The organism is Deinococcus yavapaiensis KR-236 (genome assembly GCF_003217515.1).
Lineage (GTDB): Bacteria > Deinococcota > Deinococci > Deinococcales > Deinococcaceae > Deinococcus_A > Deinococcus_A yavapaiensis.
In genome coordinates this window covers 96,370-109,732 of sequence record NZ_QJSX01000010.1, presented here as the reverse complement: position 1 = coordinate 109,732, position 13,363 = coordinate 96,370, and the positions used below count along the sequence as shown (strand labels likewise).

Annotated in this window: 8 protein-coding genes and 1 pseudogene; 7 read left to right on the top strand and 2 right to left on the bottom strand. The window is 68.3% G+C overall.

What is annotated here, in order from left to right; all coding sequences use genetic code 11:
* Positions 1-55: 55 nt before the first annotated feature.
* From DES52_RS13390 to DES52_RS13360, 7 genes and pseudogenes are all read left to right on the top strand, one after another.
* Positions 56-3,076, top strand: coding sequence for an ATP-binding protein (locus DES52_RS13390; RefSeq protein WP_110887321.1), 3,021 nt, complete (start codon positions 56-58; stop codon positions 3,074-3,076).
* 66 nt (positions 3,077-3,142) lie between these two features.
* Positions 3,143-3,862 carry a carboxypeptidase regulatory-like domain-containing protein gene (locus tag DES52_RS13385; RefSeq protein ID WP_110887320.1) on the top strand — a complete coding sequence of 240 codons (720 nt, stop codon included), beginning with the start codon at positions 3,143-3,145 and terminating at the stop codon, positions 3,860-3,862.
* 61 nt (positions 3,863-3,923) lie between these two features.
* Complete coding sequence (locus DES52_RS13380) at positions 3,924-6,020, top strand: tetratricopeptide repeat protein (protein ID WP_146237289.1); 2,097 nt, start codon at positions 3,924-3,926, stop codon at positions 6,018-6,020.
* A 224-nt stretch (positions 6,021-6,244) separates the two neighbouring features.
* Positions 6,245-7,570: pseudogene (locus DES52_RS23755) on the top strand (PAS domain-containing protein); the annotation flags it as partial.
* A 79-nt stretch (positions 7,571-7,649) separates the two neighbouring features.
* Positions 7,650-8,102, top strand: a complete 453-nt coding sequence (locus DES52_RS22985; protein ID WP_110887318.1) for a sensor histidine kinase — start codon at positions 7,650-7,652, stop codon at positions 8,100-8,102.
* A complete protein-coding gene (locus DES52_RS13365; protein WP_110887317.1) occupies positions 8,095-8,712 on the top strand; it encodes a response regulator transcription factor in 618 nt (205 codons plus the stop codon). The genes DES52_RS22985 and DES52_RS13365 overlap by 8 nt, the downstream gene beginning before the upstream one ends.
* 66 nt (positions 8,713-8,778) lie before the next feature.
* On the top strand, positions 8,779-9,294 hold the full coding sequence (locus DES52_RS13360) for a GlcG/HbpS family heme-binding protein (protein ID WP_110887415.1): 516 nt from the start codon (positions 8,779-8,781) through the stop codon (positions 9,292-9,294).
* 213 nt (positions 9,295-9,507) lie between these two features.
* Here DES52_RS13360 and leuS read toward each other — a convergent pair whose 3' ends face one another.
* Together leuS and DES52_RS13345 are read right to left on the bottom strand one after the other, a co-directional pair.
* Positions 9,508-11,979: a leucine--tRNA ligase gene (leuS, locus tag DES52_RS13350; RefSeq protein ID WP_110887315.1), complete on the bottom strand. Its 2,472-nt coding sequence runs from the start codon at positions 11,977-11,979 to the stop codon at positions 9,508-9,510.
* Between the two features lie 494 nt (positions 11,980-12,473).
* Positions 12,474-13,301: an AAC(3) family N-acetyltransferase gene (locus tag DES52_RS13345; RefSeq protein WP_110887314.1), complete on the bottom strand. Its 828-nt coding sequence runs from the start codon at positions 13,299-13,301 to the stop codon at positions 12,474-12,476.
* Positions 13,302-13,363 lie beyond the last annotated feature (62 nt).

The window sequence follows — 13,363 nt, the reverse complement described above, 5'->3', positions numbered from 1 at the left end:
CGCGGCCGCCTTCGCTCATGGCCGAGCCGGTCGTCTTTGCTACGATGACGGCTCCATGAGCAACGGTTCTTGGCGCTTCGCGGCGTTCGGCAAACCTCGGCTGTTCGATCCCGATGGCCGCGCCGTGCGCGTCGAGGGACGCACGCTCGCGCTCCTCGCCTACCTCGCCTTGGAAGGGCCGACGCCGCGCTCGCGGCTCGCCGGACTGCTCTGGCCCGACACGCCCGAGGGAGCGGCGAGGAACAACCTCGTGCACCTGCTGCGGCGCATCGCCAAGTCGCACGCGCCGCACCTCGTGGCCGCCGACGAGAACGTCGCGCTCGGAGCGGGATTGACGGTGGATCTCGCGCTTCTCGTGCGGAGCGCGCCCGACCCCGCCGACGTTCCGGGCGGCGCGTTGCTCGACGGCGTGGACCTCGACCATTCGCCCGACCTCGCCGAGTGGCTGCTGGCGTGGCGCGAGCGGCTCGACGCGCGCCGCGTGGAACTCCTCGCCGTGCACGCCGCCGAACTCGAGGCCAAGGGCGAGTACGCGGTCGCCGTCCGCGTCGCCGCGCGTCTGCTCGACCTCGCTCCCGTCTCGGAGGACGCCCACCGCCGCGTGATGCGCCTGAACTACCTGCTCGGCGACCGCCCGGCGGCCCTCAAGGCGTACCATCGCTGCCAAGACGTGCTGTGGAAGGAACTCGGGGTGAAGCCCATGCCCGAGACCGCCGACCTCGCGCGCCTCATCGACCGGGGAGCGGTGGACGTGCCGACCCTGCGTCCGCCGACCCTGCCGCCGTCCGTGCTTCGCCCGCCCGTCCTGGTGGGGCGTGAGCGCGAGTGGAACCGCATGGAGCGCGCGTGGCACGCGGGCCGCCTCGTGCTCCTCGTCGGCCCGCCCGGAGTGGGAAAGTCGCGCCTCATGCACGATTTCGTGGCGAGCAAAGGAACGGCCTTCCGCCTCGAGGGACGGCCCGGCGACCGAGGCGCGCCGTACGCGACGACGGCGAGGATGCTGAGGCGTGTGCTCGACGCGCTCGAACCGGGGTTTTCCATGCCCGACTGGGTGAGCGACGCGCTCGGGCCGCTTCTGCCCGGGCGGCCCGCGCTCGGCACGTCCACGTTCGATCCGCGCCTCGGCGAGGCGATCAACTTCATGTCGGGCGTCGGTATCGTGGCGCAAGGCGCGGTCGCGACGATCTTCGAGGATCTCCACTTGGTGGACGCCGCGACGACCGAGATGGGCATGGCGATGTTGTCGAGCAGCTTTCCGCTGGGTCGGCCGGGAGGCTTGCCGCACTTCGTCGGCGCTTTTCGTGACGAGGACCTCGAACCGCACGTTCGCGCGCTCTTCCGACGATTCGTGGACGCGGGGCAAGCCGAGTGGATCGACGTCGGCCCGCTCGACGACGAGGCGGTGAAACGCCTCGTGGCGACCGTCGAGGTGCCTCACACGCTGGAGCGCGCCGCCGAACTCGCGGCGTTCACGGGCGGCAACCCCCTGTTCGTGCTCGAAACCTTGCGCCGCCTCGTGGAGCGCGGACCGACCGAGGTGAACGCCTCCCTGCCGGTCGCCGAACGCGTCGGTCAGCTCATCGGGCAGCGCCTCGCGGGCTTGACGAGGAGCGCGCTGCACGCGGCGCGCGCCGCCGCCGTACTGCAAAGCGACTTCGACCTCGAACTCGTCGCGGACACGCTGCGCGCGCCCCTGCTCGAAACCGCCGCGGCGTGGGAGGAGTTGGAGCGGGCGCACGTCGTGGTCGGCGAGCGCTTCAGTCACGACGTGATGGCCGAGGTGTTGCGCGCGGAGACGCCCGAAGGCGTGCGTCGGCTCTTGCATCGAGCGGCCGCCCGAGCTTTGGCGCAGCGCCCCGACGCGTTGCCGAGCCGCGTCGCTCACCACTGGCAAGCGGGCGGCGACGGCGCGCGGGCCGCGCCTTGGCTCGTCGAGGCGGGCCACGCGGCTCGGCGAACCGCCCGCCTCGGGGAAGCGGCGAGCTTTTTCGCTCGAGCGGCCGCCGCGTCCGAACCGCACGACGCCGACGGCGCCTTCGACGCCCTCGCCGCCCGCGCCGAGATGCTCGCCTTGATGCAAGACGCCGAGCACGCGCACGCCGTGCGCGACTTGCACGCCCGCGCCGTCACGCCGTTGCAGCGCGCGACCGCCTTCATGCAAGAGTACCGCCTCTTGGAAAGCACCCTCGACGTCGAGCGCCTCTCGACCGTCGTCGAGGCGGGCTTCGCGGCCCTGCGCGTCGCCGACGACGGCGCGCCCGAACGGCTCGTCGAAGCTCAACTGCAAGAAGGCGCGGCCCTCGTCGCCTTCATCGAGGGCCGCGAGGACGACACGGCACGCCACTTGAACCGAATGCGCGTCCTCGGCGAACTCACGGGCTCGGTGGAGTGGCAAGCCAAAGCGCACGAGGGACTCGGCCTCGCGCACTCGTATGGTGCGCCCCGAGCGGCGCGCGAACACCTCGAGCGAGCCGAGGCGATGCACTTGAGGCGAGGCGACTTCGTTCGCGCGGGTTCCAGCCTCGTGAAGCTCGCGCGGGTCCTCGCCGAACTCGGCGAGAACCGAGCGGCGAGCGAAGTGGCCTCGCGCGGCGAAGCGCACCTCGACCGACTCGACGTCAACCTCGGCGAGCGCGTGGCGTTGCGGTTCTCGCAGATCGTGGTGGCGCAACTCGTCGGCGATTTCGAGGGAGCGTACGCGCTGTACGAGCGGTCGTTGCGCGACCACACCTTGGAGCACTCGTCGCTGCTCGCGAGCTTCCCGCTGCTGCACGCCAAGACCCTGCGCCTGACCCGCCGTCGCGCCGAGGCCCGGGCGGCCCTCGAAGCCGCGAGAAGCTCCTCGTTTCCCGGTCACTTGCGGGCCCTGCTCGAAATCGAGGCGGCGGCGACGCTGCGCGAGCAAGGCCACGACCTCGCGGCGAGCGAGCGGCTCGAAGCGGCGGCGGCCCTGCTCGCGCAGCGCGAGAACGTCGCGTGGCGAGCTCGGTGGCTCGACTTGCGAGGCGAACCACGAGCGGCGGCGGCGCTGCGCGAGCTGCACGGCTTGTCGCCGAGAGGTTGGAGCGCCCTCTGAGCGCCGTTCATTTCGGCGTGCGCGCGCACCATCCCCTCATCATTCACGGCCTGTCAGGGTAACGCCATGAACCGAGTCGCCCTGCCCGCCCTGATCCTCGCCGCCTCGCTCGCCGCCTTCGGCACCACCCGGGCCGCTTCGCCCACGCCGACCGCCTCGACGCCTTGGGCGATGAGCGGCACCGTGCGCGACACGGCGGGTCGTCCCGTCGTCGGCGTGGACGTCTTCGCGGACCACACCGCCTACTACGACATGAACGTCGTGGGCAAAACCGACGCGCGTGGCCAGTACCGCCTCACCCTCGCTCGGCACGCCGGAACGTGGTCGGCTGGCGCCTACCTCCGCTTGAACGTCGGCGGAGAGACCTTCGAAGTGCGCCTCGCGCCGAACGTGGACGTGCCCTTCGACGGCGCGAAGGGCGCCGTGCGCGATTTCACGCTCGACCCCGCCAAGCTGCCCGTCGGCACGGTGAACACCACCGTGGCGCACTCGAACGTGGAACTCGACTACGACACCTTGTCGTTCACCTTCACGCCCGACGGTCCGAACATCCTCGGCTCGACCGCGTCCTTCACCCGCCCGTTCGTCGTCGGTCACGGCGTGCGAAACGTGCCGATCGGCCGCTACCACGTGAGCGCCACGCAGGTTCGCGACGGCGTCAAGGAGCAGCTCCTGTTGAGCTCCACCGACGAGCGGACCTTCTCGACGCGCGTGCTCGCGGTCTTTCACGACAACCACGACCGCTACGGCATTACCATGGACTTGTTCCTGGAGAATGCCAAGTGACGCTCCGCGAATCCGTCCCGCCGACATCCTTCGGTCATGCCTGCCCTGCGAAGGTGACGTCGTGAAACGAATGCTGATCCCGATCGCCGCCCTGTGCGTCTCGTCCTCCCTCGCGGGTTCGTGGGTGTCCTTGAGCGACCAGACCATCTTGGGGCCGGAAACCGAGATGCGCGCCCAAGTGGCGAAGCTCGCCAGCGAAGCGTGCCGCCCCGCCGTGCGCGACGCCAGGACGCCGGGCCTCGCTCCGACGGGCGGCCTGAACGTCGACGAGACGATCAAGACGCTCGAACGCACCCTCGCCACCATGAAACCCGGAGATCCCGCGCGCGAAGGCTTGGAGTTCACCTTGAAGATGCTGCGCGAGGAGCAAGCCAAGGGAACGAAGGTGCTTCCACTGCCGGTACGCCGAGAGGCGGGCGCCATGCCGTTCGAGACGGCGATCAAGAATGCCGAAGCCCTCGTCGGCGCGCCTGGCAAACAAGCGACGAACGCGACGTCGGCGGACGTCGCGGCGACCCTCGCCGCCAACTCGCCCCGCGCGGCCCTCGCCTTGCTCCTCGCGCGGCACCGCTCTCAACCCAAGGACGCGATGACCCTCGTGAACCTCGGCGGGGTGCTCACCCTCGCCGGATTGCCGCGCGAAGCGATCGCCGTGCTCGACCGCGCCGACGAGCTCGGCGGAACCTTGCCGTCGCCCGCGGGTGTTCCGGGACGCGCCATCGCCCTGACGAACCGCGGGCACGCCTTTCTCGGCTTGGGACGCTGGAGTGAAGCGCAAACGCCCTTGAAAGCGGCCCTTTCGATCACGCCCGACCTCTCCGAGGCGCGCATGAATCTCTCGAAGGCGCTGCTGTGCGCCGGGGACGTCGCGGGCGCGACCCGCGAACTTCGCGCGGCGCTGCGCCGGACGGTCGCTCCTGAAAGCAGCGACCTCATCTTGACCGAGGACACGCCCGGAACCCACGGGGACGCCCTCAAGCCTCGCGAGCAAGCCTCCACGCGCCGCGCCGCGAGCACCTTGTTCGACATGAGTCGCGGCGCGACCTTCGACCTTCCGCAACTCAAGCTGCCCAAGAACCGCCAAGAGGCGGTCGCGCTGCACGGACAGTACCTCGGGTTGGAGCGAGAAGGCAACGGGCTGCTGCGAGCGCTCAGCGCGCGCGCGGCCGCGCCCAATCTCTCGCAACTCCTCGACGCGGGCGAGTTGCGGTGGTACAAGCTCGTGCGAAGCGCCATCAACACCTCGGTCTTCGAACCGGCGGTGTGGCCCGCTTACCAAGCGGCGTACCGAGCGCACTACGACATGATGAACGCACGTCCCGCCCTCACGAACGCCCGCAACGAGGAGATCGAGCGCAAGATCAACGCCCTTCCGTCCGGCGCGACGTGCGAGATGCGCAAGCAGGTCTACGACACCGCCGAACAAGCCTACATGGACGCCTTCCGACCCTACGTCAAAGGCCAGGAGCAGGCGATGGCGCGCTTCGTGTCCGCCCGCGTGAAGTTCGAAACGGCCCTGGCCGCCAATCTTCCCGATCCGCAAGTTCGCGCGGCCCTGCGCGCGAGCATCGAAGCGTCGGCCAAAGCGTCGTTTTACGGGCCGGTGGTGTACGGCGCCATCTTGCTGAGCGACGTTTCCGACTTGAGCTTGACGTGCGGAGCGACGCAACCCAACGTCCCGCTCGACCTCGCCGCGCTGCCCAACCTCGACGCCGATCCGTGCGGCGGCGTGCCGTCGAGCGTCAAGCTCAAGTCCAAGGTCCCCTCGCCCGCGCTCAAGGCGTCCGGGCTGGGCCTGAGCTTCTCGGTGAGCTGCAAGAAGATCGACATCGAACTGTCGACGTCGTCGCTGCTCGACGTGAAGTGGCTCGGCGGCTTCGCGTCGGCCAGCCTCGATTGGAACGGCGACGCCACCTTCTTCACGGGCGTGAAGGCCGAGTTGAAACTGCCGAGCGGCGCGCCCGTCACGGGCGGCGTGGGCGCCAAGGAAGGCATCTACGTCAAGTTCGGCAAGGACGGCATCCAGGACGCGGGGATGCGGGTGGAACTCAAAGGCTCGATCGGCGCGGGACCCGACGCCGTCGCGGGCTCGTGGGACGGCAAGATCGAGCAGGAATTCGGCGTCGCGGCGGCCGCCGCGTACTGGCGCGAACGCTGAACACCCTTTGCGAGAACGCGTGACACGACGAGGCCGAGGGGCAGAATGCCCCTCGGCCTCGTCCCTGAAGCCCTCAGCGAATGACTCAGCTCACGCTCGTTCTTGGCATCCCATCATCCGCCCTGATGTTGTATGCCACGTTGCTCGCGCGACGATCTTGCAAGAACACGACGACGTGCGGCGCTGCTTGACAACGCTGCCTCTTTGCGCACGATCATGTCGGCATGATGCCGTTTCGCTTGCGCGCGCTGCTCGCATGGCTGCTCGTGACCTCGCTCGTGAGCGTCACGCTGCTGCTCGGCGCTCGGCAAGCCGTTGAGGACCGCTTCGAAACGACCGCGCGCATTCTGCACCGCGTGCTGTCGCAGCGCGCCGAGCAGCACACCGCGATTCTCGCGAGCCTCAACGCTTTGACGCGCGCGAACGTGCCCGACGTGGTGCTCGCGTCGTACGTGGCGGCGATGCGCGCGCAGTACCCGCAACTCGTGGGCGTGCAACGCTGCCGACCCCGCTGCACCGTACTCGGCTCTCCCGGAACGCTCCCGCCAAGCGACGACGTGCGCGCCGATGCGAACGGCGTGCGCTGGCACCCGACGCAACCGTCCGTGTACGCGTTGACGCGCGAGGATGTCCGCTTGTGGATCGACGCGCGTCACCTCTTGCACGAAGACGACACGCCGGACGTCACGTCGACCTTCTCGCTCGTGCGGCCGAACACGACCGTCGTCGCCGCCGAGCTCGCGGTGCGAGACTCGCGGAGCGTGATCGCTTGGCTGCCGCCCTTGCGCGTCGGCAAAGTGCTCGGCAGCGCGTCGCAGCCGTTCGTGTTTCGAGGGGCGCATCCTCTGCGCGCGTCCGACCTGCCGCTCGCGGGCATTCTCGCGCTCGGCTTGTTGACGGGCGTCGCGACGCTGCTGCTCGTGCGCCTCGTGGAAGGACGCGAACGTGCCTTGAGCGCTTCCCGAGAGGCGGAGCGGGCGTTGCAACTCGAACGGACGCGCGCCGTACGCGCGTTTCACGGCGTGAGCGAAGCGCTGCTCGTGATCGACGCGGACGGCAACGTACAACTCGCCAATCCGGCCGCGCGCGCCTTGCTCGGCGAGACGCTCGAAGGCGAGGTGGCGCGCGACGTCGTACGCTTTCGCGCGACGCTGCTCGAGCGACCTTTCGACGAACGCGCCTTTTGGGAAGGCCGCGCCCCCGCCGAGTTGCCCGAAGGCGTCACGCTGCTCACGCCGGGAGGTGCGCGTCTCGTGGAAGGCACCCTCACGGGCGCCGACATGGCCGGACGCGTGCTCGTGCTGCGCGACGTCGGCCCGCTGCGTGCGCGCGTTGTCGCCGCGCTTTCGGACAGCGAGCGGCGCGTGCGCGAACACGAAGTGATGCTCGCGCACGCCGCTCGCCTCGCCACGCTCGGCGAGATGAGCGCGGGCCTCGCGCACGAACTCAACCAGCCGCTCACGGCGATCGTCAGCCACGGGCAGGCGGCACGGCGCTTGCTCGATGCGCCCGCAGACGTCGAGCGCGTGCGCCGCTCCTTGGACGCGGTGGTGACGCAAGCGAAGCGCGCCGCGACGATCATCGTGCACTTGCGCGACCTCGTGCGGCGCGCCCACGCACGCGCGGCTCGTGGACGTCAGCCAAGTCGTCGAGAGCGCCTTGACCCTCACCGCGAGCGACTTCGCGCAAGCGAATGTCGAGGTGAGCGTCGACACGCACGCCACGCCGCTCACCGTGCACGTCGACCCCGTGCATCTCGAGCAGGTGCTGCTGAACTTGCTGCGCAACGCCCTCGACGCCGGTGGCGCGAGCGTCGAAGTGCGGACGGCCCTGCAAACCGGGCTCGTGGCGATCGAGGTGCGCGATACCGGACCCGGCTTGCCCGACGACGTCCGCGCGCGGTTGTTCTCGCCCTTCACAACGACGAAGCCGGGCGGTCTCGGCCTCGGCTTGTCCTTGTCGCACTCGCTCGTGGAAGGCATGCACGGCACGCTGTCAGGCGAGAACCGACCCGAAGGCGGCGCGACGTTCACCGTGACGCTTCCGCTTGCGACTCGCGCCGTGGAGGCCGCCGGTGCTTGACGACGCGCCGACCGTGTTCCTCGTGGACGACGACGACGCGGTGCGCGACGCGCTCGCCACGCTGCTCGGCACGGTCGGGTTGAGCGTGCGTGACTTCGCGAGTCCGGCCGCGTTCCTCTCGGCCTTCGACGCGTCGGCCTTCGGCTGCCTCATCCTCGACGTGCGCATGCCGCACGTGAGCGGCCTGGAGTTGCAAGCTCGACTGAGCGCCGACGGCGTGGACCTTCCTGTCATCGTCGTGACCGGGCACGGTGACATCGACTTGTGCCGGCGAGCGTTCAAGCAGGGCGCGGTGGAGTTCCTGACGAAACCGATCGACGAGCACGACCTGCTCGACGCGGTGCAGCGCGCGGTGCGGCAGCACGCGGAGGTGCGCCAGCGGCACACCACGGCGGCCTCGGCGCGCGCGCGACTCGCGCGGCTCACGGACCGCGAAGCGGACGTGCTGCGCTTGCTCGTCGACGGCGCGAGCAACAAGGAAGCCGCTCGCTCGCTCGGCATCTCGGCGCGCACGATCGAAACGCACCGCGCGAGTCTCTTCGAGAAGCTCGGCGCGAACTCCGTGGCGGAACTCGTGAGGATGTACCTCGCGAGTCGCGAAGGTCCGTAAAACTACGGAGGCGACTCGCGGCTTTCCCGAATGGCGTTCGGCGCCCACCCGAGGCACGATGAGCGCATGAACAAGTTCCTGCTCGGCCTGCTCCTGACGTCCTCCGCACTGGCCCAGAATGCTCAGCCCGCCACGCCGCAACCCGTACAACTCTCGACGGACGTGACGGTCGCGCAGCCGACCGTCACCCTGTCGGCGGCGGTGCGCATCGCGCAACTCGCCGTCGGCAACTGCGCGCAGCAAGGGTACTTCGTGGCGGTGACCGTCGTGGACCGTGCGGGCGTCACGCTCGCCGTGGCGCGCGCCGAGAACGCCGGACCGCATACGATCGACGCGAGCTACCGCAAGGCGTACACGAGCGCGTCGGCGCGCAACACCACCGCCGCGATCGCCGAGAACATCCGCAACAATCCCGCGTCGGCGGAACTCGCGCGCATCGACCGATTCCTCGTGGTCGCGGGCGGCGCGCCGATTCGCGTGTCGAACGTCGTGGTGGGCGCGATCGGGGTGGGCGGCGCGCCGAGCGGAGCGATTGACGAGAAGTGCGGCACGGACGCCGTCGCGACCGTGCTCGGCGGCTGAACGACCGGAGAGGCACCTTCGGCGAGGCCAGGTGTCGGCACGTTTGTACGACGGTTCGTTCATCCCTTCGGATCGCGAGCAAGGCACGTCGCCCTGCGACGCGGAGTTGCTTCGAAGGGCGGGCCACCCGGTGGACGGGAAGTCCCACATCAACCAAGCGAGAGGTCACGCGGGACGCGTGACCTCTCGCTTTCGAATGTTCTGGAAGGCGTCTTAGCGGATGACCAAGTTTACCAGCTTGTTCGGCACGTAGATCTCCTTGAAGACCTCCTTGCCTTCCACGAACTTCGCGACGTTCTCGTCACGCTTGGCGACGGCAATGACGTCGTCCTTTGAGGCGTCCGACGGCACCTCGACGTTCGCGCGCAACTTGCCGTTCACCTGCACGACGATGGTCATGGTGTTTCTCACCAGGGCCGATTCGTCCACGCTCGGCCACGCTTGCACGTGCACGCTGCCTTCGCGGCCCGTTTGATGCCAGATTTCCTCGGCGACGTGCGGCGTCATCGGGGCCAGCATCAAGTTGAACAACGTCAACGCCTCGCTCCACGCCTCCGTTCCGAACACGGGCGAGCGCTTGGCCTTCACCAGGGTGTTCGTCAGCTCCATCAACGCCGCGACGATGGTGTTGAAGCTCAAGCGCTCGAAGTCCCCGGTCACCTTGCGCAACGTCGCGTGCACGGCGAAGCGCACCTCCGCTTCCGAGACGTTCTCGGAGGGTCCTTGCACGTCGTCGAAGTACAAGCTCCACACGCGGCCCAGCCACTTGGCGGGTCCGTTGATGCCGCTGGCGTTCCACGGGCCGCCCAACTCCCACGGCGCGATGAACGCCAGGTACGTCCGCACGGTGTCCGCGCCGTACTCGCGTACCAAGTCGTCGGGGTCGACGACGTTTCCGCGCGACTTGCTCATCTTCTCGTTGTCCTCGCCCAAGATGATGCCTTGGTTGCGCAGCGCGGCGAACGGCTCGGAACTCGACGTCAAGCCGATGTCGCGCGCCGCCTTCGTCCAAAAGCGGCTGTACAGCAAGTGCAAAATCGCGTGTTCGATGCCGCCCGTGTACAAGTCGATCGGCATCAGCGGTTCGGCCTTCGCCGCGTTCCAGGGGCCCTCCTCGAAGTGTGGCGACGCGAAGCGGTACATGTACCAACTGGAATCCACGAAGGTGTCCATCGTGTCCGTGTCGCGTTCCGCCGCGCCGCCGCACTTCGGGCACGTGGTGTTCTTCCACGTCGCGTGCAGCTTCAGTGGGCTTTGCCCGGTCGGCAGGAACTCGACGTCCGACGGCAGCGGAATCGGCAGTTGATCTTCCGGAACGGGCACGGTTCCGCACGACGGGCAGTACACGATCGGAATGGGCGTGCCCCAATACCGTTGTCGACTCACCAGCCAGTCACGCAAACGGTACGTCGTCTTCGCCCGAGCGACGCCCGACGCCGCCAACGTCTCGATGACCGGCCCGATGAACGCCTTGCCGCCCCGCATGCCGTCCAGGGGACCCGAGTTCACGATGATGCCGTCGCCCGTGAACACCTCTTCGGCCGTCGAGGGCACGAACGGCTCGCCTCCCTCGGGACGCACGACTTCCCGGATCTCCAAGCCGAACTTCGTCGCGAACTCGAAGTCGCGCACGTCGTGTCCCGGCACCGCCATGATCGAGCCCGTGCCATACGTGACCAGCACGTAGTCGGCGATCCAAATCGGGATTTGATGCCGCGTCACGGGGTGCGTCGCGAAGCTTCCCGTGAACACGCCCGTCTTCTCGCGCCCCTCGGCTTGACGGTCGATCTCGCTCATCTTTCCGGCCGCCTCGACGTACGCTTCCACCTCGGCGCGTTGCTCGTCGGTCGTCAAGGCCTTCACCTTGGGGTGTTCGGGCGCCAACACCAGGAACGTCGCGCCCAGCAAGGTGTCGGGCCGCGTCGAGAAGACCGTTTCCAGCCCGACGGGCGTGTCGAAGTCGATTTCCGCTCCGACCGACTTCCCGATCCAGTTCGTCTGCATCAGGCGCACGCGTTCGGGCATGTCCGTCGCGCCGAAGTCCAGCAACTCCTCGGCGTACTGCGTGATCTTGAAGTGCCACTGGCTCATCAGGCGACGCTCGACCAGCGCGCCCGACCGTTCACCGCGACCGTCGACGACCTGCTCGTTGGCCAAGACCGTCTGATCGACCGGGTCCCAGTTCACGAACGACTCCTTCTTGTACGCCAAGCCGCGTTTGAAGAACTGAACGAAGAACCACTGGTTCCACCGGTAGTACTCCGGATCGCACGTCGCGAATTCCCGCGACCAGTCGATCATCGTTCCCATGCGCTTGAACTGCGTGCGCATGTACGCGATGTTTTCGTGCGTCCACACGCGCGGATCGATGCCGCGCTTGATCGCCGCGTTCTCGGCGGGCAGGCCGAACGCGTCGAAGCCCATCGGGAACAACACCTCGTATCCGCGCATGCGCAACCAACGCGCGCGAGCGTCGGGCACGCAGTACGCGTACCAGTGGCCGATGTGCAGATTCCCGCTCGGGTACGGAAACATCGTCAACGCGTAGAATTTCGGCTTGCTCGACGCTTCGTCGAACGTGTACAAGCCTTGCTCCTCCCACGCTTTTTGCCACTTCGGCTCGAAGGAGTGCGGATTGTAGCGGGTCGATCGGCCTTGCTGTTCGGTACTGGCGTTCGTCGTCATGGTGTCTCCTCGAAGCAAAAAGAAAGCCCCGGCTTCAAAACAAGCCGGGGAGCGTCGCGTGCCAATGCTGGTTAGCCGCGAACTCCCCGACGTTGAAGCGCAGAGCTGATCATGTCGGTCAGTGTAGAACGGTTGTTCGGGGAGGTCAATGTGTGGAATGGCCGAGGAGGGTTGGGGAAGCTTGAAAGCAACGGGCCGGGAGTCGTCGAGAAACGGTTACCATCCTTGGCACTCGCGAACGATAAGGGCGAGGTCGTTTCTGCCCGCCACCTTGGGACACAACAGATTCGGAAGCAGGCGGGGCGCGCAGGGTGGCCGAACATCGATCAGGCAACGCCTCTTTGGCGAGGTTGCTGACCTCCGACCTGCCCGGTGCAACGTCAAGCCCTCCGAGCCCGGCGGGGGTAGGAGGCCGCAGGCTTGCGAAGCGCGGGTTGGGGGATGGGGACCGGCCCTCACAAGCTCACGAACCATCGTTCGGCCCCCATCACCCTTCAACTCCCTTCCACCCCACCCGACTTCTCCTTGAACCACTCCACGGCGAAATCCACCACCTCTCGCTGCCTCATGAGTCGACACGCCGCCGACCCCACCTGCCCGAACGTCACCCGCCCCGTCCGATCGAACGCCGCCTTGACGGGCGGGAAGTCCTCGTCGTCGTACGCGAGATCCCAGTACTCCTTCCACATCCGCACGCCGTTCTCGATGATCGGCGCGCCTTGCCGTTGCCGTTCGCGAATTCCGGCTCGGTGCTCGGCGAGGTGAAGGCTGGAGTTGCGGTCCGTGCCGAGCAGCAGAACGTGCCCGTCGAGGTCGTACACGCGCGCGAACGGCGAGCCTTCGCCCATGGAGTCTTCCAGCGAGTGGTGCTCGGTGACGAAGCGGGCGTGGCGTCCCCACGCGGCGAGCGATCCGGTGGGATGGCTGCTTCTCGAGACGCCGGGAAAGGAGCGGAAGAGTTCGGGGATGCGCCCGACGCCTCGCACGGGCGTGAGGTGCGGGTCGTACGCCGAGGTCTCCTCGCGGATGATGGGCCACCACGCTTCGGGCACGGGGGGGTTGCGCCAGTGGGCGGGATCGGAGAGGTCGCCGGAGTAGGCGGGCATGACGATCGTGCCGCTCGGCGTGACGACGTCCTGCAACGCTTGGATGACGGCGACGGGTCCCCCGGCCACCCAGCCCAGGGCGCTCAAGCTGGAGTGGACGAGGACGGTCATGCCCGCCCGAACGCCGAGGTCGGCGAGGTCGGCGGCGAGGTTGCGACGCGTTCGCGGAACGTCGGCGATGGCGATGCTGCGGCGCTCTCCGCTGAAGGTGCTCATGCAGCGAACGTAGCGCGCGTCGAAGCGTCGTCACATCGGCACTTTGGCGGACGACGCCCGAC